Origin of the sequence: Pseudarthrobacter sp. WHRI 8279 (assembly GCF_040224115.2) — a bacterium.
Taxonomy (GTDB): Bacteria; Actinomycetota; Actinomycetes; order Actinomycetales; family Micrococcaceae; genus Arthrobacter.
Genome location: NZ_CP168162.1, coordinates 2,100,482 through 2,118,938, shown reverse-complemented (window position 1 = coordinate 2,118,938; position 18,457 = coordinate 2,100,482). Strand labels below are relative to the sequence as shown.

23 protein-coding genes are annotated in these 18,457 nt (G+C 65.0%); 10 read left to right on the top strand and 13 right to left on the bottom strand.

Features of this window, described 5'->3' with window-relative positions; translation table 11 throughout:
* Nucleotides 1-16: 16 nt before the first annotated feature.
* From ABRP28_RS09695 to ABRP28_RS09680, 4 genes are all read left to right on the top strand, one after another.
* Complete coding sequence (locus ABRP28_RS09695) at nt 17-958, top strand: aldo/keto reductase (protein ID WP_350006105.1); 942 nt, start codon at nt 17-19, stop codon at nt 956-958.
* A 166-nt stretch (nt 959-1,124) separates the two neighbouring features.
* The gene (locus ABRP28_RS09690; protein WP_066278004.1) at nt 1,125-1,988 is read left to right on the top strand and encodes a CoA ester lyase; all 864 of its coding nucleotides are present in this window, start codon (nt 1,125-1,127) and stop codon (nt 1,986-1,988) included.
* A 42-nt stretch (nt 1,989-2,030) separates the two neighbouring features.
* A complete protein-coding gene (locus tag ABRP28_RS09685; protein ID WP_350006125.1) occupies nt 2,031-2,957 on the top strand; it encodes a DUF2797 domain-containing protein in 927 nt (308 codons plus the stop codon).
* 57 nt (nt 2,958-3,014) lie between these two features.
* A complete protein-coding gene (locus ABRP28_RS09680; RefSeq protein WP_174176805.1) occupies nt 3,015-3,239 on the top strand; it encodes a DUF3188 domain-containing protein in 225 nt (74 codons plus the stop codon).
* Here ABRP28_RS09680 and ABRP28_RS09675 read toward each other — a convergent pair.
* Both ABRP28_RS09675 and ABRP28_RS09670 read right to left on the bottom strand, forming a co-directional pair.
* Nucleotides 3,227-4,900 carry a SulP family inorganic anion transporter gene (locus ABRP28_RS09675; RefSeq protein ID WP_350006107.1) on the bottom strand — a complete coding sequence of 558 codons (1,674 nt, stop codon included), beginning with the start codon at nt 4,898-4,900 and terminating at the stop codon, nt 3,227-3,229. The two genes, ABRP28_RS09680 and ABRP28_RS09675, sit on opposite strands and share 13 nt — an antisense overlap.
* Nucleotides 4,897-5,277 carry a metalloregulator ArsR/SmtB family transcription factor gene (locus ABRP28_RS09670; protein WP_350006109.1) on the bottom strand — a complete coding sequence of 127 codons (381 nt, stop codon included), beginning with the start codon at nt 5,275-5,277 and terminating at the stop codon, nt 4,897-4,899. The genes ABRP28_RS09675 and ABRP28_RS09670 overlap by 4 nt, the downstream gene beginning before the upstream one ends.
* A gap of 134 nt (nt 5,278-5,411) precedes the next feature.
* On the opposite strand from ABRP28_RS09670, the gene ABRP28_RS09665 reads away from it, so the two are divergent.
* A complete protein-coding gene (locus ABRP28_RS09665; RefSeq protein ID WP_350006111.1) occupies nt 5,412-5,873 on the top strand; it encodes a MaoC family dehydratase N-terminal domain-containing protein in 462 nt (153 codons plus the stop codon).
* Between the two features lie 2 nt (nt 5,874-5,875).
* A complete protein-coding gene (locus ABRP28_RS09660) occupies nt 5,876-6,313 on the top strand; it encodes a MaoC family dehydratase (protein ID WP_350006113.1) in 438 nt (145 codons plus the stop codon).
* Nucleotides 6,314-6,408: 95 nt separating this feature from the next.
* Here ABRP28_RS09660 and ABRP28_RS09655 read toward each other — a convergent pair whose 3' ends face one another.
* Nucleotides 6,409-7,395 (bottom strand): hypothetical protein, encoded by a 987-nt coding sequence (locus ABRP28_RS09655; RefSeq protein ID WP_350006115.1) that lies wholly within the window; start codon nt 7,393-7,395, stop codon nt 6,409-6,411.
* Between the two features lie 197 nt (nt 7,396-7,592).
* Between ABRP28_RS09655 and ABRP28_RS09650 the strand changes: the two genes are divergently transcribed.
* Complete coding sequence (locus ABRP28_RS09650; RefSeq protein WP_350006117.1) at nt 7,593-8,660, top strand: UDP-N-acetylmuramate dehydrogenase; 1,068 nt, start codon at nt 7,593-7,595, stop codon at nt 8,658-8,660.
* Here the strand turns inward: ABRP28_RS09650 and ABRP28_RS09645 are convergent.
* On the bottom strand, nt 8,641-9,135 hold the full coding sequence (locus ABRP28_RS09645; protein WP_350006119.1) for a hypothetical protein: 495 nt from the start codon (nt 9,133-9,135) through the stop codon (nt 8,641-8,643). The genes ABRP28_RS09650 and ABRP28_RS09645 overlap by 20 nt on opposite strands.
* A 55-nt stretch (nt 9,136-9,190) precedes the next feature.
* Here ABRP28_RS09645 and ABRP28_RS09640 point away from each other — a divergent pair, with 55 nt between their 5' ends.
* From ABRP28_RS09640 to ABRP28_RS09630, 3 genes are all read left to right on the top strand, one after another.
* Nucleotides 9,191-10,300 (top strand): winged helix DNA-binding domain-containing protein, encoded by a 1,110-nt coding sequence (locus ABRP28_RS09640; RefSeq protein WP_350006121.1) that lies wholly within the window; start codon nt 9,191-9,193, stop codon nt 10,298-10,300.
* Between the two features lie 273 nt (nt 10,301-10,573).
* A complete protein-coding gene (locus ABRP28_RS09635) occupies nt 10,574-10,897 on the top strand; it encodes a helix-turn-helix domain-containing protein (protein ID WP_374152860.1) in 324 nt (107 codons plus the stop codon).
* Between the two features lie 50 nt (nt 10,898-10,947).
* Nucleotides 10,948-11,748, top strand: a complete 801-nt coding sequence (locus ABRP28_RS09630) for an IS3 family transposase (protein WP_374152861.1) — start codon at nt 10,948-10,950, stop codon at nt 11,746-11,748.
* A 188-nt stretch (nt 11,749-11,936) separates the two neighbouring features.
* On the opposite strand, the gene asd is transcribed toward ABRP28_RS09630, so the two are convergent.
* The 9 genes from asd to ABRP28_RS09585 form a co-directional block, all read right to left on the bottom strand.
* The gene (gene asd, locus ABRP28_RS09625; RefSeq protein ID WP_350002121.1) at nt 11,937-13,079 is read right to left on the bottom strand and encodes an aspartate-semialdehyde dehydrogenase; all 1,143 of its coding nucleotides are present in this window, start codon (nt 13,077-13,079) and stop codon (nt 11,937-11,939) included.
* A gap of 96 nt (nt 13,080-13,175) precedes the next feature.
* Entirely contained in the window at nt 13,176-13,577 is a 402-nt protein-coding gene (locus ABRP28_RS09620) for a hypothetical protein (RefSeq protein WP_350002120.1), read from the bottom strand.
* Between the two features lie 461 nt (nt 13,578-14,038).
* Complete coding sequence (locus ABRP28_RS09615) at nt 14,039-14,521, bottom strand: hypothetical protein (protein ID WP_350002117.1); 483 nt, start codon at nt 14,519-14,521, stop codon at nt 14,039-14,041.
* 99 nt (nt 14,522-14,620) lie between these two features.
* On the bottom strand, nt 14,621-15,037 hold the full coding sequence (locus ABRP28_RS09610; RefSeq protein ID WP_350002115.1) for a hypothetical protein: 417 nt from the start codon (nt 15,035-15,037) through the stop codon (nt 14,621-14,623).
* A 2-nt stretch (nt 15,038-15,039) separates the two neighbouring features.
* A complete protein-coding gene (locus ABRP28_RS09605) occupies nt 15,040-15,678 on the bottom strand; it encodes a hypothetical protein (RefSeq protein ID WP_350002113.1) in 639 nt (212 codons plus the stop codon).
* Between the two features lie 23 nt (nt 15,679-15,701).
* Nucleotides 15,702-16,700, bottom strand: a complete 999-nt coding sequence (locus ABRP28_RS09600) for a WXG100 family type VII secretion target (RefSeq protein WP_350002112.1) — start codon at nt 16,698-16,700, stop codon at nt 15,702-15,704.
* 116 nt (nt 16,701-16,816) lie between these two features.
* Nucleotides 16,817-17,035 carry an NF038396 family protein gene (locus ABRP28_RS09595; protein ID WP_350002111.1) on the bottom strand — a complete coding sequence of 73 codons (219 nt, stop codon included), beginning with the start codon at nt 17,033-17,035 and terminating at the stop codon, nt 16,817-16,819.
* A 4-nt stretch (nt 17,036-17,039) separates the two neighbouring features.
* The gene (locus tag ABRP28_RS09590) at nt 17,040-17,624 is read right to left on the bottom strand and encodes a dihydrofolate reductase (protein WP_350002109.1); all 585 of its coding nucleotides are present in this window, start codon (nt 17,622-17,624) and stop codon (nt 17,040-17,042) included.
* Entirely contained in the window at nt 17,621-18,424 is an 804-nt protein-coding gene (locus ABRP28_RS09585; RefSeq protein ID WP_350002108.1) for a thymidylate synthase, read from the bottom strand. The genes ABRP28_RS09590 and ABRP28_RS09585 overlap by 4 nt, the downstream gene beginning before the upstream one ends.
* Nucleotides 18,425-18,457: the final 33 nt, after the last annotated feature.

Genomic DNA, 18,457 nt, shown 5'->3' with positions numbered 1-18,457 from the left:
AAGGGCGGCCAGCCTGATGCAGGAACTTATTTACGGGTGCATGGGCCTGGGCGGCAGCTGGTCTGACGAGCCGCATGGAACGGAACATGTGGACCAGGCCGCCGCCGCCGTCGAGGCCGCGCTGGATGCCGGGATCACGCTGTTCGACCACGCGGATATCTACCGCAGCGGCAAGTCCGAGGCAGTGTTTGGTGAAGTCCTGGCCGCCCAACCGGGGCTGCGGGACCGCATCAGGCTCCAGACCAAATGCGGCATCCGGCTCAACGAACGCGGGCTGCAGACGCACTACGACCTCAGCCGCGAGGCCATCCTGGACAGGGTTAACGGAAGCCTGAAGCGGCTGCGGACGGACTATGTGGACGTCCTGCTGCTGCACCGGCCGGACCCGCTGGCGGACCCGGCGGAGGTGGCCGCCGCCGTCGGGCAGCTGATGGCGGAAGGCAAAGTCAGGCAGCTGGGTGTGTCCAACATGTCCGGGGCGCAGATCGAGGCGCTGCAGGACCGGCTGGAAACCCCGGTTGTTGCCAACCAGCTGGAGATGAGCCTGCTCAAGCGGGCGTGGCTGGAGAGCCAGGTGCTGGTCAACCACGCCGAGCACCTGGACTACAGCTTTCCGCACGGCACGCTTGAGTACTGCGTGCGCAACTCCATCACGCTGCAGGCCTACGGCTCGCTGGCGCGCGGCCTGTACACGGGGGCGGAGCCGGAAGGCCCGGCATCGGCCGATGCCGCCACCGCCGAGCTCGTGGCCCGGCTGGCGGGGGAGTACGGCAGCTCCGGGGAGTCCGTCCTGCTGGGATGGCTGATGAAGCACCCGGCAGGCATCGCGCCGGTGATCGGGACGGTCAATTCGGAACGAATCCGTGCCTGTGCCGACGCCGCCCGCGTGGCCGGCACCATGTCCCGGGCCGACTGGTACAAACTCTGGGTGACGGCGCGGGGCAGCAACATCCCCTGACCCACCCCAACCAGGTAGCAGCAGGTGTCGTTTTGGGCCCCCAAAACGACACCTGCTGCTACTTGCTTTCCGGCAAGTCCGGTCATATGGGGTTTAGTTCGTATTGATCCCCACAAGCAGGCCATTTTCTTCGGCGTCCGGGTTGCGGGGCGGATACGGTAGATACATGACGTCTACCATCGCCACCGAGACCGTAAGGCCGGAACGCAATATCCCAGCAGAAATCGCCCGGTCCTGGCTTCTGGTCAATGCCATGAAGACAGAGCTGTTCGACCAGTCCGCGGTGTCGCGCGCTGACTCGATCATCCTGGATATTGAAGATGCCGTGGACCCGTCGCAGAAGGACCACGCACGGAACAACGTTGTGGACTGGCTGACCGCCGGCGGCAAGGCCTGGGTCCGCATCAACGATGCCACCAGCCGCTTCTGGGCGGACGACCTGGCGGGCCTGCGCGGCACCCCGGGCCTCCTGGGTGTCATGCTGGCCAAGACCGAATCCGCAGACCAGGTGACCGAGAGCTTTCACCGCATGGACGGCAAGACGCCCGTCATCCCGCTGGTTGAGTCCGCGCTGGGCATTGAGGAAGCGAACAACATCGCCAAGGCACAGGGCGCCTTCCGCCTGGCATTCGGCTCCGGCGACTTCCGCCGCGATACCGGCATGGCTGCCACGCCCGAGGCCATGGCTTACCCCCGCGCCAAGCTGGTCGTCGCCAGCCGGGTGGGCAACCTTCCCGGCCCCATCGACGGTCCCACTGTGGGCACCAACCACCCCATCCTGCGCGAGCAGACGGGCATCACCGTGATGATGGGCATGACCGGCAAGCTCTGCCTGGCCATCGACCAGACCCCTGTGATCAACGAGGTCATCAGCCCCACGCCGTCGGACGTCGCCTGGGCCACGGACTTCATGGCGGACTTCGAAGCCAACGGGCGCGTTATCCGCGACGGCTCCGACCTGCCCCGCCTGGGCCGCGCCGAGAAGATCATGAAGCTCGCGGTAGCCTTTGGGGTGCAGCCCGCGCTGTAACACCCGCTCTTTCACTTCAGGAGACCCCGTGACACGCGCTATCTGGTCCACGGGGTCTTCTGGCCTGCGCCTCCGGATGCAACCGTTGGCGCGGACGTCCAGACGCACCCGTTCCTCCGCCTCCAGGCGCCGGAGGGCACCTTCCACAACGTAACGCTCGACGCCGGCACGCGCCTGGGCTTCCGGCTCGCCGCCGAGGGGAAGTACTGCCTCGGCCACCACGTGGTGCACGGTCCGGCCCACCGGGACCACGTCCTCTGCGCCCAGCGGGCGCCCGCAGTCCGCGGACACCAGTGCGAACGGTGCTTTGTGGTGGACGAGTCCCGGCTCATCCACGACTTCCACCGGGACGGCCGGGTCCCGCCGGGGCTGCGCAGCTACCTGATGCAGCCACACTGGCTCTACGTCGCCACCTTCGCCAACGGCGCCAGCAAAGTGGGCACGGCCGCGGAGCTCCGCAAATGGCAACGGCTTGCCGAGCAGGGAGCCGTGGCTGCCAGCTACGTAGCGCATGCCGCCGACGGACGCGTGGTGCGGATCCTCGAGGACCTGGTCACGCGCGAGGCCGGTCTTCCGCAGCAGGTCCGGTCCGCAGCCAAGGCTGCCGCGCTGGCTGCCCCGGCCCCGGCCGGCCGGCTCAGCGGGCATAACGCGGCCCTCGCCGCTTCCGCCCGCGGAGTAGTCTCCCGGTCCGGGGCTGGGGGCTTCCAGGTGGTGGAGGAAGTGTGGAACAGGCCGGGACTGGCCGGCCCGCTGTGCTCTGCGAGCCCCCGGCACCCCTATCCGCACGCCCTCGGTGCCGGCTCGCACGGATTGACGCTTGGTTCCCTGTGCGGCAGCTTCGCCCTGGCAACCATCGACGGCACCGACCTGGAGTTCGTGGTGGATCTTGGCCAGCTCAAGGGCCGCAGCATCGAACTGGGCCACTTCACTTCCGAGGTCCCGGCCGTCCAGGAGGCGCTGTTCTGAGCCTGCGCCCCGGCAGCCGGCCCGTGCTGCAGGCGCACCCCCCGGTAGACTGGCAGGGTGCTGAACGAATTCTGGGCCACCGCGCCGACCCGCTATAAAGTCCTGGTTTTCAGTGCGATGGGGCTGATCGCCGTCGGGATTATCCTCAACCTGGTTGGCAACACCAGCGGCAACTCCGGCCTTGCCACTGCATCCCTTCCCGTGATCGGCCTGGGCCTTGTCCTGCACATCGCCGGAATTGTGGTCCGCGGCCAGGCTATCCGGAAGGGCTACAAGCGGTAGGCGGCGTTACGGCGGACGTGGCTGCGGGCGTGCTCCACAGCGTCACCGAGGTGCCCGAACAGGTGCTTGTGGTGCCGCAGGGAACGGATCACTCCAACGTTCGTCACCAGCTGCAGGTGGTCCGGCCGGACGCCCTTGAGCAGGACCGTGATGCCCCGCAGCTCGAGGGCGGAGACCACCTCCACCAGTGCATGCGCGCCCGTGGCGTCGAGCATCCGCAGCTGGGAAAGCCTGATGATGGCCACCTGGACGTCCTTGACCTGGCTGATCTCCTGCAGGATCCGTTCGGCGGCGCCGAAGAACATGGCCCCGTCCAGCCGGAGGACTGCGATGTGCTCGTCACCCTCGGCCCGGGGCCCGGGGATCTCCTCCCGCTGTACGCTGCTCAGCGAGGCGAACGTGCGGAGGGCAAAGAGGGCTGCGGCCGCGAGCCCGATCTGGATGGCAACGATCAGGTCGAACGCCACCGTAATGACCGCCGTCAGGATGAAGACGGCGGCGTCGGACCGGGTGGAGCGGAGGATCGCCGCAACGGTCCGCCGGGACACCATCCGCACCGCAGTGACCATCAGGACCCCGCCGAGGGCTGCCAGCGGAATACGGCTGACCATCCCTGACGCGAGGTAGACAATAGCCAGCAGCACCACAGCGTGGACAGCGGCAGCCAGGCGCGATTTTGCACCCGAGCGGACGTTCACTGCCGTCCGCGCGATGGCCCCGGTGGCGGGCATGCCGCCGAACAGGCCTGCAGCGATGGACGCCAGGCCCTGGCCCGTCAGTTCCCGGTCCGGGCTGTACGGGCCTCCCGGCCTGCCGTCGGGGCCGGTCATTCCTGCCGCGACCCGGGCAGAGAGCAAGGACTCGATGGCTGCAAGGCAGGCGATCGCCACGGCGGGCATGGCCAGGCTGCCCACCAGCTCCACGTCAAAGGCCGGCACTGCCGGGGCAGGAAGCGAATGGGGCAGGGGGCCGATCCTGGGGATGTCCAGCGCGAACAGCTCGGCGGCCGCTGCGGCGAGCAGCACCGCGATCAGACTGGCCGGCAGGGCCCGGAACAGCTTCTGCACCAGGACCATCACGACGGCGACGCCCGCCACGAGCCCGAGTGTCAGCAACGCCGTCGGAACAGTTGCGGCGGAGGCAGCTTCCACGGCAGCGACAAGGGTGTTGTGTCCCGGGACGCCGGACGTGCCGGTGGCGAGCGGAACCTGTTGGAGGAAAATAATGGCGGCGATCCCCAGGGTGAAGCCTTCCACCACAGGCCACGGGATAAACGCAACGGCCCGGCCCAGGCCGCTGAAGCCAAGGACGCAGACCAGCAGCCCCGCCATCAGCGACAACGGGGCCACGCTGCCGGTGCCATGGACTGCCACCACGGGGGCAAGGACCACAACCATGGCGCCGGTGGGGCCGGACACCTGAACGGGTGATCCGCCCATCACAGCTGCCACGAGGCCGGCGACAATCGCTGTGATGAGCCCGGCCTCCGCACCAACCCCTGAGCTGACGCCGAATGCGAGCGCCAGCGGCAGGGCCACAATGCCCACCGTGATGCCGGCCAGCAGGTCGGTCCGCCATGACGTTCCCAGCCCTGCGTAGTCCAGTTTCGTTGGCAGGAACCTGTTGAAGTGCCGCCTTGGGGTGGTTACGCCCGTGTTCACGAGGCAGTCCCGCCAGCCAGGTGCCCTGCAGGCAGTTGCCGGGCCAGCCGGAGCTGTTCGTTGGAGTCGGCAAGGTTGTCCAGGAGGAAAGTCCGCGCGATGGCAAGCAGTTGGGAAATCCCGGGGTGCGCCAGCCGGTAGGTCACGGCATTGGCCGTGCGCACAGAGGTCACCACTTTGTGCTTGCGCAACGTGGCCAGGTGCTGGGAGAGGTGCGAGGCTTCAAGCCCTGTCTCCGCCAGGAGGTAACTCACAGCCGCGGTTTCCTCCGGCGCCGCTGCCAGCAATTCAAGGATGCGGATCCTTGCCGGGTGCGCCAGGCCCTTGAAGAGGTTGGCCTTGATCTCGTACAACGGAGCCTGGGCGGAAGGCAGCATGGAAAGCTCCTGGAAGTGGCGTTGGTAGCCGATCGCACGATGAGTGATAGGCAAGCGGCATGATGGATTGATGAATTCATCATATCAGGGCGGCACAAGCCCCTGGCCGGTACGGCAAGGATAGGCTTGAGGCCATGACTATCAATCCGGACCTGCAGGGCCGAAGCTTCCCTGCCGCAGAGGTGTACGACGTTGGCCGTGAGAAGATCCGCGAGTTCGCCCGCGCCGTGAAGGCAACCCATCCCGCGCACTTCGACGTCGACGCAGCCAAGGCCCTGGGCCACGATGACCTGGTGGCACCGCCGACCTTCGCCATCATCATTGCGCAGCGTGCCGATGCCCAGCTCATCGAGGATCCGGACGCCGGCATCGACTTCTCCCGCGTGGTCCATGCAGACCAGCGCTTCACCCACCACCGGCCGATTTTCGCCGGAGACCGCCTCGTGGCGGAGCTGCACGTGGACGGTGTCCGGGCCATGGGCGGCGGTGCGATGATCACCACGCGTTCGGAAATCTTCGCCCTCGGCGCGGACGATTCCCGCGAGCCCGTCACCACCACGTCGTCGTCCATCCTGGTCCGCGGAGAGGGACAGTAACCATGAGCCTCAGCATCCATGACATCAGCGCCGGCCAGGAGATCGGCAGCCGCACCATTGAGGTCACCCGCACCGACCTCGTCAAGTACGCCGGCGCCTCCGGCGACTTCAACCCCATCCACTGGAACGAGGCCTTCGCCACCAGTGTGGAGCTGCCCGGCGTCATCGCCCACGGCATGTTCACCATGGGCTCCGCCGTCCAGCTGGTCACCGACTGGGTAGGCGACCCGGCCGCCGTCGTCGACTTCCAGACCCGGTTCACCAAGCCGGTCCTGGTCACCGACACCACCGGCACCCCTGGCGCCGGCGCCACCATCGAGGTCAGTGGCATTGTTGGAAAGCTCGACGCCGAGGCGAACACTGCGCGGGTGGATCTTACCGTTATGGCCGCCGGCCAGAAGGTCCTGATGAAGGCCCAGGCGGTCGTCCGGCTTTCCTGAAGCCCCGCCGGCATCACGCCCGGCTGCCTGGAAAGTTGAGGGAGGCCGCCCCAAGGGGAAGCCTCCCTCAACCTTCTTAGTGGGTTGCGGCCGGGTCAGTAGGACGAAGCGGCGGCGTTGTAGGTCGACTGGATGACGGAGCCCCAGTACGGGCCGTACATTTTGGTGGAATTGCTTCCGTACCCGTAGCTGTTGACCGAGTTCTGGTACCCGCCTGAGGAAGTGCCGATGAACCAGGGGCCACCGGAGGAACCGCCTGTCATGTTGCACGGGATTCCCTGGCTGTAGAACTGCGGGTTGTAGGGATCGTTCGTTGCTGTGCCTGTGCAGCTTTTGAGTGATTCTCCATTGAAGGGTGAAGCTGCCGGGTAGCCGAATGCCTTGTAGCTGAGGCCGCGGGCGGCGTTGAACCTTACGCCGGAGGAACCGACGACGTCGGCCAGGTTGCGGCCGTTCAGCTGGGACATGACGGCGAATCCTGTGTCGTACTGCATGCTGCCTGACGAGCTCCACTGGGTGGGGGCGTAAAGCGCTTTGGCTGTCCACTTGCCATAGGGTGCGGCGCCGTTAAGGTAGGCCGGCACAAAGGTAAACCTGGTCGCGAACGCCCCAGGGCCTTCATTGAGGCAGTGGCCTGCCGTCGAAACTGTATTCCTGTTGGTGGACGCGACGGAGTTCGCCGAGCAGACATAGTCCGCTCCGCCCAGGGTGAAGAACACCTTGCCGATGTGGGGTACCGGATTTTCGCTGGCATTCGCCAACGGCTGGATGAACGGATCCGAGCCCTTGATCCTGGTTTCAGCTCCCTTGCCCGCTTCCTCCCCGGCGTGCGGGGCGGTGGCTGCTTGCCGTTGCAGTGCTTTTTTTGCCAGAACCTCGCCGGGTGTGGCCGCCCGCATCCGTTCCGGCGTCCAGTAGCCGGCGTCAACGGTACCGGAAATCCTGGTGCTGCTGACTCCGCGAACGTCCGTGTCCTCCGGGGCAGGCGGTGCCGCCATGGATCCCCCTGCCGAGGCGAGGGTGAACAATGCGGCCGTGGATAGGCTCATCAGGCTTGTGGCCAGAGTCCTGGAAATGGTCATAGCTGTCCTATGCGTTTGCGGGGAAGCGGACCCATATGTGAGATCCGCTGGGGTTGAAGGTACGCATGTATGACAGATTTGTAAATATCTAAAACAAATTTTGTTAGTTTAATTGTCGAAGTTGTTAAATGCGGGTGGAGTGGCAGGTGGCGGCGGGCTCCGCCGGGCCCCTCTGGTTTCACTAGTAAGGTGGTCTGGTGACACCCACGATGCTTTCCGAACTGACCACGGCCGCCGTTGGAGGCCCCGCCGGCACGTATATCGAGGCTCGCACCGAGACTGAGATCATCGACGCCGTCCAGGCGGCCGACGCGGCGGGGGAGCCACTGTTGATCATTAGCGGTGGCTCCAACCTGCTGGTTTCCGACGACGGGTTCCCGGGAACGGTTGTCAGAATCGCCTCCGAGGGGTTCACGGTCAACGCGGAGGACTCCTGCGGCGGCGTGGCCGTGGTGGTGCAGGCCGGGCACAACTGGGACAGGCTGGTGGACCACGCTGTCCGCCATGCCTGGTCTGGCCTGGAGGCCCTCGCCGGGATCCCAGGGTCAACCGGGGCCACGCCGGTGCAGAACGTGGGCGCCTATGGAGCCGACGTGTCCCAGACCATCGCGGCAGTGCGCACCTGGGACCGGGAGCGCAGCGCTGTCAAAACCTTCACCAACTCGGAGCTGAAGTTCGGTTACCGGGACTCCATCCTGAAGCAGACCACCGTGAACGGCTCCCCCCGCTATGTGGTGCTGACTGTGGAGTTCCAGCTGCCTTTGGGGCGGATGAGCGCGCCAATCCGCTATGCGGAGCTCGCCCGTGCCCTCGGGGTCGAGGCGGGCAAGCGTGCCTACGCGAACGATGTGCGCCGCGAGGTGCTCCGGCTGCGAGCTTCGAAGGGCATGGTGTGGGACCCACAGGACCGGGACACGTACTCCACCGGATCCTTCTTCACCAACCCGATTGTTCCGGCCGAGGTGGCTGCGGCCCTGCCGGAAGGTGCGCCACGCTACCCGGCAGGCCAGGACGGGCTGGTGAAGCTGTCCGCCGCCTGGCTGATCGACCAGGCCGGCTTTGCCAAGGGTTTCGGGCTGGAACCGGGCAGCGTAAGCGGCGGAAGGGCCTCCCTGTCCACCAAGCACACCCTCGCCATCACCAACCGCGGCTCAGCCACCGCCCAGGACGTGGCGGCGGTGGCACGCGAGGTGCGCGCCGGCGTCGAACAGCGCTTTGGTATCCGGCTGCACCCGGAACCGCTGCTTATCGGCCTGGAGCTGTAGCACCGGCGGGATCGGCCGCCAGGCCCGGGGCGGCCCGGAAGGCGGCCGCCTGGCCCAGCAGCGCGGACGACCAGCCGGCGAGGACCAGGTAGATTCCCGTGAAAAGCCATACCAGCTGGCCCGGCAACAGGGGATTTGCGAGGCCTGCGAGGATGCAGGCCACCAGCCCGCCGAGGGCGACGGCGAGGGACAGGACCCAGAGGACCTTCGCCGCGGGCGGGTGGTACCGCCAGTCCCGGTACAGCCTGACTCCCTGGCGGCTGATGCTGATGCCCGGAAAAAGGACCGCATAGCCGCCGCCGAGGCTCAGGACGAGCGAGGGGAGCTGCAGCAGGGGATCGGACCGGCCATCCCCGAGGACGCTGGAGAACTGGAGCATCCCCAGGCCCGACCCTGCCAGGACGCAGGCCGTGCCGCCGGCCATCCACCACCTCGTTTTAAGCGCGAGCAACTGCCACAAACTCCCCAAAGTCATGGTTCTACCCTAGCGGTCTGTGACCGATGGGCAGTGGCGGCCCTAGGATAGGGCCATGGCTGCAGGCATGGGCCGTCCCGACGGCAGGATTGTGGGCAGGCTGAGGCTTGCCTCCCAAGGGCTTGCCGGTGGAACGGACGGCTTCGGATCCGTTGCGGAAGCTGTGCGCTGGATGACGGCGATGCAGGCCCAGGACCTGCAGGCAGCGATGTGGGCCGTGGGCGTGCGGGTGCCGGGATGCGGCCTCACCGGTGTCCGCTCCGCCCTTGACACCGGTGCCGTGGTGCGGTCGTGGCCCATGCGCGGCACGCTGCATCTGGTGGCCCCTGAGGATCTGCGCTGGATGCTTGACCTCACGGCTGAACGGCTCACCAAAAGCATCGCGGCCCGGCACCGGGAGCTCGGCATCACGTGGGCGGACATTGAGAAGTGCCGGGATATTGCGCTGGAGCACATTGCCGCCAGCGGTCCCGTAAGCCGTGCCGGACTGTTCGAGGTGTTTGACGCCGCCGGGCAGCGGACACAGGGGCAGCGCGGCATCCACATCCTGGGGACACTGTGCCGGCACGCGTGGCTGGTCCAAGGGCCGCTGGCAAAGAACCAGCAACTGCTGATGGCCTTTGACGACTGGATCCCGGTGTCACGGAACCTGGAACGGCAGGAGGCCCTGGCGGAGTTCATGTTCCGGTACTTCCGCAGCCACGGCCCGGCCACCCTTGCGGACTTCGCCTGGTGGACCCAGCTCCCGCTGACGGAGGTGCGGGCCGCGTTCGAAAACGTCCGCGGCCGGCTTGTGGAACACCAGTTCGGCGGCGCGGGGTACTGGATGTCGCCCGAGACCGCGGCCCTGCTTGATGGCGGGGTTCCTGGAGCCCGGTCCGTCCTGCTGCTGCCCGGGTTTGATGAGTTCCTGCTGGGGTACAAGGACCGGTCCGCCGTGCTGCCCCTGGAGCACTCGGACAGGATCGTGCCCGGCGGGAACGGGGTTTTCAAGAAGACCCTGGTGGCCGGGGGAGAGGTGATCGGCACCTGGGCCGTCGAGCGCGGGAGCGGGCCCGCCGCCGTCGTGCCCGAACTCTTTGAATCCGCCAGGCACCTTGGCCCCGCCGCCCAGGCCGCCTTGAGGAAGGCCGCAGGCCGGTACCTCAGCTTTCTGGAGAGCTGACATTGACGCTCCCTCAGTTAATGTCGGTTTTTCACGAACGCTCTTTCTCTTTGAACTGCTCCCCGGAAGTTGGACTGAGAAATTCAGTTCCGACTTCCGGGGAGCAGTTTTATGCATACACGTAGTTCATTGTCTGAAGCGCAGCGCGAGGCGGCTGTAGCGTTGTTTGAGAAGGGTGTCGGGTATGGGTCGGCGGCTCGGTCGCTGGATGCGCCTCGTGTGCCGGTCAGGGCGCTGTATGGGCGGTGGAGGATTCATGGGCAAGGAGTGCTGGTGGCCAGGCCGGTGAGGTCGTACTCGTTTGAGTTCAAGCGTGCCCTGGTCGAGCGGTTCCTCGCGGGCGAGTCCGGCCCGGATCTGGCAGTCGAGGCAGGTCTGGCCTCGCGTGAGCTGCTGCAAAAGTGGGTCCTGGCGTACCGGCGCGAAGGCGAGGACGGGTTGCGGCCCAAGCCCAAAGGCCGGCCGCGGAAACCCGATTCGCCGCCGCCTGCGGATTTGTCCGAGCTTGAGCGGTTGCGGCGGGAGAACGAACGGCTGCGCGCTGAGGTGGCGTACCTGGGAAAACTGCGGGCCTTGAGGGAACAGGGACGACGGTAAAGGTTCAAGCCGTCGTTTCCCTCAAGGCTGACTATCCGCTTGGTGTCCTGTTGAACGTCGCCGGGCTGGCCAGGTCGACGTTCTTCTATCACCAGCCCCGGCTGCAGGCGCCGGACCCGGAAGAGAAACTCAAAGCCGCGGTCACGGAGATTTTCGAAACGAACCATGGCCGGTACGGGCACCGGCGGGTCCATACTGAGCTGTCCAAGCAAGGGTGGACGGTCGCGAAGAAGACTGTGCTGAAGCTGATGCAGGAACTCGGGCTGGTCTGCAGAGTCCGGCGCCGGAAGCGCTACAACTCCTACCAGGGCGAACAGGGCGCGGTAGCGCCCAACGTGCTGAACCGGGAGTTCGACGCCGATGCACCGAACCAGAAGTGGGTTACCGATGTGACGGAGTTCAGCGTCGGGGACCGGAAACTTTACCTCTCACCGGTCATGGACCTCTTTGACCGGCAGATCATTTCCTACTCGCTGGGCTCATCCCCGAACCTGGCGCTCACCAACGATTCCCTGCGTGAGGCCCTGACCTGCCTGCAGCCCGGCGAGCAGCCGCTGGTGCATTCGGACCAAGGTTTCCAATACCGCCACCCCTCCTGGCGCACCCTGATCGCGGGCGCCGGTGCGGTCCAGTCAATGTCCCGCAAGGGCAACTGCTACGACAACGCCGTCATGGAAAACTTCTTCGGCCACCTCAAGGAAGAACTCTTCCACCGCGTCCGATTCCTCAACACCGACGCACTGGCCGCCGCCGTCGAGGAATACATCCACTGGTACAACACCAAAAGAATCTCAACAAAGCTCAAGGGCCTGAGCCCGGTCCAATACCGTGCCCAGGCCCTCGCAGCTTAGGATCCTATTTAGCCAGTCCAACTTCCGGGGAGCAGTTCACTTTCGCTGCTCAAGTGAAAGAGCGTCCCGGTTTAACCCGCATCAAGTGAGAGAGCGTCCGTGCCAAGCAAAACGGCCCCGGCCCGCATGGACGATGCGGGGCAGGGCCGTTCGTGCGGGGCAGGGCCGACGAAGTGAAAGCTGGCGGGTTACAGGTTCCCGGTGGCGATTTTCAGCATGCGGCGCAGCGGCTCGGCAGCACCCCACAGGAGCTGGTCACCTACGGTGAAGGCGCTGATGTACTCCGGGCCCATCTCCATCTTGCGGATGCGGCCCACGGGGATGTCCAGCGTGCCGGAGGCCGCCACCGGGGTCAGGTCCGCCATGGACGCTTCCTTGGTGTTGGGAACCACCTTGGCCCACTGGTTGTCTTCGGCCAGGAGCTTCTCGATCTCGGCCACGGACAGGTCCTCGCGAAGCTTGAGGGTCAGGGCCTGGGAGTGGGAGCGCATGGCACCGATGCGGACGCAGAGACCGTCCATGATCACGCGGTTTTCCGCGGAGGTGCCCAGGATTTTGTTGGTCTCCACCCCGGCCTTCCACTCTTCCTTGGACTGCCCGTTACCCAGGTCCGCGTCGATCCAGGGGATCAGGGACCCGGCCAGCGGCACGCCGAACTGTGTGGCATCGATGTCGGTGCGCTGGTGGGCCAGGACCTTGCGGTCGATGTCCAGGATGGCCGATGCGGGATCGTCCAGTTCCGTGCTGACCTCGGCATTGAGCGTGCCGAACTGGCTGAGCAGCTCGCGCATGTGCCGTGCCCCGCCGCCCGAGGCAGCCTGGTAGGTCATGGAGGTGCCCCACTCCACGAGGTTGTTCTTGAACAGCCCGCCGAGACCCATAAGCATGCAGGAGACTGTGCAGTTGCCGCCGATGAAGTCCTTGGTTCCGTTGACCAGGCCCTTATCGATGACGTCCCTGTTGATGGGATCCAGCACGATGATCGAATCGTCGTTCATGCGTAAAGTCGAGGCGGCATCGATCCACAGGCCGTCCCAGCCGCGGCCGCGGAGCTCGGTGTGCACGCGCTTGGTGTAGTCGCCGCCCTGGGCGGTGACAATAATGGGCAGCTTCGCCAGGGTGTCGACGTCGAACGCGTCCTCGAGCTTGCCGGCGTTGCCTCCTGCTGTTCCAGCAAAGGACGGCGCGGCACCTCCCGCGTTGGAGGTGGAGAAGAATACCGGGTTGATGTTGGCGAAGTCGCCCTCGTCCTGCATGCGCTGCATGAGGACGGAACCGACCATGCCGCGCCATCCGACCAGGCCGACGGAAGGGGTAGCTGCTGTAGTCATTCGACTATTTTAGACGGCGCGACGGGAAGGGCGCAGTCGGTTACGTCACGCTGGACGGGTTACGGAAGGTACGACGGCGGCACGCACCTGGGGCGTTTAGTCCACAGGCCGCGGGAGGTTCTTGGTCCTGCGGAGCTTTTCGGCTTTGCGTTCCTTGGCATAACCGGCCCAGGCCGCCAGGAAAGGAAACAAGGTGGCGGGGAACACCCACCACACTTCGCCGAGAATATGCCACTGGTCTGTGAGGGCTACCTGGACTAAGGCATAGACGAGCCCACCCACGCAGGCCGTCAACAGGATGGCGAGGAACAGGAGGCCGCGGGACGAATTGACGGGTTTGGTGATGCCCGCGCCGCCGTCCTTGCGGACGCCATACTCTTCGTCTGTGTATGGAGTAATTTCGCCGTTCTCCGCCAGCCGGTGAATCAACGGTTGTTCCGGCGGCCGGGAGGGGACGTAGCCCGGCTCCTGGGGCACGTCCCGGCTACGCCTGGTCATTATGGTCCTGACCCCCGTCGAGCTGACGGGCGCTGGGTTCAGGGATTCCACGTTCGGCGCGCAGACGTTTCGCCTTGGCTGCCACTGCGGCCATCCGCACGGCGTACACCGCGCCTCCCATTCCGGCGGCTGTCAGGAGCAGGGCAGCCCGCAACGGCTCATGACCACGGGTGGCCAATCCACCAGTTGCGTGCCCGGATCGCGGGTTGTTGGGGGATACCATTCGTTTCCTTTCTGCTGGCCCGGAAGTTGGATCTGATACCAGTCTTGGCTGCTCGAGCGGGCAAAAGTTCAAGGGTTCTTCCATTCGCTTTCCGAAGGCGCACGGCTTGCGTTCCTCTAGGTAGTAAGCCCATGAGCAGACCCAGTACAACCGCGCAGCCGAAAAAAGCTGCGGCCAGTTGGTGACCCGTTCGCCGGAACAGCTGAAGTGATCGGTTTGATGACGGGACCGTTTCCCATCATGATGGTTCGTCTGGGAACGAATGGCTGCTGTTCGGGAAGTTCTCCCGGGTGATCTCCACCGTTCCCGGACGTTCTTCGAACCAAGTGCGCGCCTGATCGTCCGTGACCGCGTACCAGGGCTTGGGCAGTCCACGGGCCCGCCTCAGCTTCCGTGCTCGAAGTTCCTGCCGAATGGTTTTCAGGATGAAAAACCAGCCACCTGTGAAGAGGATGGTGCAGAGCAGACACAGGAAGACAACGCCGATATTCAGCCGGATAGCCCCGATGACCAGCCAGATCGGGGCAAGAAGTGCCGGGACGGTGATGACGGCCCCAACAAGGATAAGAATCGCGAGGCTGTGGGTCGAGTTGCTGGCACTTGACGCCGACGAGCCTCCCAGGCCCCACTCTTCCGGGGTATAGGCATGAATGGCGTCTCCCTGCCCAAATCCGTAAAAGTAGGGACGCGACGGCGTGAAGGTCTTCTCAGTGGCTCTCATGGGCCAGGCCAGTCCTGTCGATGCAAAGTAAGAACTACTTCTTTGGGTCGAAACGGTGTCTGCTTCCGGAAACCTGTGTGGCGAACGAAGGCTTACGTGTCACTGGGAGACATGGCCAGCGCCAGGCTCAGGGGCACCCCGCGCTTTGCGCAATTGATTGGCGCGGTGCTCGTCACGGGCCAGGCCAAAGGTGTACCAGGCGCCGAAACCACCCAGCACGATGGCGAACAGTGCGCCCCACTCCGGGTCTGCGCCCTGCCCGAACGAGGCAAGAAACATCACCGAAGAACCAAGGAACAGGAGCCCCAAAAAGGCAGACACAATTCCCATGCCCCACCAGGACCGGACCTGTACCTGGCCTCGGCCGGGAGAAAAGCCGATTTCGTCACCAGGGTAGCTGTGTAGTTCGCCGGTGTCGGTTCGCCGTAGGACGCGCTTCTCTCCCCGGGCGAGCGCCGCCTTGTGCTCGGCATATACATCATCGTTGCGGCGTTCACGATCGCGATCGAATGTCATAGTCAGTCCTGACGGATGGTGCGGATCTGGTCAAGCAGGGCAGCGTCGTCAAGGCCTGTGGTTTCAACAATGTCCTTCTGCTGCGCGTTGGCGGTGCCGATGGTCCATGATCCGCCTCCGCCATTTTTCACGTAAAGGGTCTGCCCCGTGAGCTCCTCGCGGCGACGAATTGTTGCGCCCCCCTGCGGGTTATTGTGCAGGTGCTGCCTGATGACCGCGAAATTGGCCTCGGCAGCTGTGACGTCCGGTCTCTGCGCCATGGCCCACCAGGTGAAGTAGGAGCGCGGCTGGAACAGCAAGTGGATGTCCTCATTTTCCATGGCGATCACGCTGTCGCTCCCTTCTACGGTGAGCAGTGAGATCTCCATGCGGCGACTGGCTGAAGAGAGGACGGCGGCAACTGCCGCGGTGGGGCCTGCAACCGCGAGAAGCCCGTCGCTTTCGGCCGTTGCCAGGCCGCGGGCAACTAGGGAGGATGCCCCCGCGCTCACCATGTCCGTATCGCCAAGGTAGTTGCCCACCCGCAAGGCCTCCGCGCTGAGTACTGCTGCGTCACCGCCCCGCAAGCTCGCCAGGGCGGCCATCTCGGCAAATCCATAACCGATGGCGTCGGGGATGGATTGTGATGTTGTTTCAGTCATCGTGAGTACCTCTCGTTGTGTGCTCAGAATCCGAAGAAATCGCCGACGTTTTCGGCCGCGTCCCCGGCACTTTCCCAAGCCGCCTCGGCACTATCAGCGATGGATTCGCCGATAGCATTGACAGTCTCCTTGACGATGGGGACGTTGTCGTAGATGGCCAGCGCGCCCGATGCGACCATTGCAGCAGTTCCAACGGGCGGCGGCACGAAGCCTGCTACGCCCAGTCCCGCCTTAACCGCCGAATACCAAGCGCCGCCGTTGTCATCCGGGTTGCCGTTGGTGAAGTTGTTAAACGCGTCGAGGGTATCGAGTCCAACCCCCACCACTCCGAGGGCCTTGCCGCCGAACTCGAAGAACGTGGCGGCTTTCCCGCCGTCGACGAGGTTCAGGGCTGTATCCCACCTGCCGTCGAACAACTCCGAGGACGTGTTGAAATACTGGCTCAGCATGTTGGTGTCCTGAAATGCCTTTGCCACGTCTCGGAAGTCCTTGGAGAAGAACTCGGCGAAGCTGTCTGCCCTCTTGATGAAGTGTGGCAGATCGAAGAGACCAGCCCGGAGGTTGGGCAACGCCTTGGTGAGGTTGTAGATGTCCCAGCCGTCCCGGAAGGGCGAGTCTGGGTCAGCAAGCCAGTCGAGCCCCCAAGGATTGTTGAATGGCGGGCGGCCCGTGCCTTGGCCACCGAGGCTGCCGGGCACCCCCGTACCGGGTCCGCCCCTGCCAGGCCCGGCGCTCCCGCCAGCACCGCCGGTGCTGCTCGCCCTGTCCTGTTCATCAGCGTTGGCGAGCAGGAGCTTGGATTCCTGCTTAAGACGGGTAGCCGTCTGCTGCAGGAGGGTCCGATGGTTGCCGTTCCAGTCGGACCGGAAATGTTCGGCGTCGCGGCCTTTCCAGGCAGGGCTGTTGTTGATCTGACCACTCAGCTGCGTGGACTGCTGCTGCAGCAGGTCCGCCGTCTTGCTGAACTGCCGCGCCAAGGTGCGCAGCTGCTCGACGTCGGCGCCCCACAAAATTCCTGCCACCCGGCATCCCCCCCAATATTGTCCAAACAGCAGTCCGTCACGCTGCAGGCTTCAGCCTAGGCCAGGCCCCCGCCACGTCGCGATGGGGTGAGCTTCCCATCCAAACCACAGCGGGGCTAGCTCCGCTTGGACTCCTCCACTACAGCTGCCTTCCGGGCCCGCAGCGCAAAGAAGGCGCCGAAGGCGAAGACCTGCGTGACAACCACCAGCACAATGGCGCCCGCAATCTTGTTGCCGCCCAGGATCATCGTCAGCCCCACGATGGCGGACAGCAGCGCAAGCAGCGGCAGCAGCATGTACCCCAGCACAAAGAGGGTTTCCGGTTTCTTCAGCATCTTCCTAGCCCTCGGTCCTTGACCACTTGGTGAATCGGTAGCGTGTGCCATTGGCGGCGGTCAGCCAGCCGTCCGGCGGGACGGAGGCAGCCGCCTCCCAACTGGTGCCAAGCTCGGGAGCGAAGGTGTCGCCGTCGGCCTCCACATCAATGGTGGTAACCACCGCAACATTCGCCAGTTCGGTCGACTGGCGGAAAATCTCGCCGCCGCCCAGAATCCAGACAGTGTCACCGCCGTCCACGAACTGCGATTCGAGCAGGGCATCGTCCAAAGAGGGAACTACGACGGCGCCCTCCGCCTCAGGCGTATCGGCCCAGCTTTTCTGGCGGGTGATCACAATATTGGTCCGCCCCGGCAGGGGGCGGTACTTGTCCGGAAAGGACAGCCAGGTCTTCCGGCCCATGATGACCGGGTGCCCGGTGGTCAGCCGGGTAAAGTGCCTGAGGTCCTCGGGAAGGTGCCAGGGCATGTCCCCGTCCTTGCCGATGACGCCGTCCGGGGTCTGTGCCCAGATGAGGCCCACGCCGGTGATGGAGGCGGCAAGCTCTTCGGTGAAGGACTGTGGGTCTGTGGAGTTTTCGGTGCTCATACTGCGATCGGGGCCTTGATGGTGGGGTGGTGCCTGTAATCCACGACTTCGAAGTCTTCCAGCTTGTAGTCGAAGATGGACGCCGGCTTCCGGCTGATCCTCAGCTGCGGATACTCGTAGGGCTCGCGCTCCAGTTGCTTGAGGACCTGGTCCATGTGGTTCTCGTAAATGTGGACATCGCCGCCGGTCCAGACGAATTCGCCAGGCTCCAGCCCCACCTGCTGGGCCACCATGCAGGTGAGCAGCGCGTAGGAGGCAATGTTGAACGGGACGCCCAGGAACATGTCCGCGGAGCGCTGGTACAGCTGGCAGGACAGCTTGCCGTCGGCCACGTAGAACTGGAAGAAGGCATGGCACGGGGGGAGGGCCATGTCCTGCAGTTCGGAAACATTCCAGGCAGAGACCACGTGCCGGCGTGAGTCCGGGTTGGACTTCAGGTTGTCCACCAGCTCCGCGATCTGGTCGATGTGGCCGCCGTCCGGGGTGGGCCAGCTGCGCCACTGAACCCCGTAGACCGGCCCCAGGTCGCCGTCCGCGTCCGCCCACTCGTTCCAGATGGTGACACCCTGGTCCTGCATCCACTTCACGTTCGTTTCACCGCGCAGGAACCACAGGAGCTCCACGGCCACAGACTTGAAGTGGACCCGCTTGGTGGTGATCAGCGGGAAGCTCTTCGTCAGGTCAAAGCGGATCTGGCGTCCGAAAACGCTGGTGGTTCCGGTGCCCGTGCGGTCCGATTTGTGCGTGCCGGAAGCCAGGACATCGCGCAGGAGGTCTTCATAAGGCGTTGGGATGCTCACGGCTCAAGTCTACTGGGACAACGCCGGGAGGCT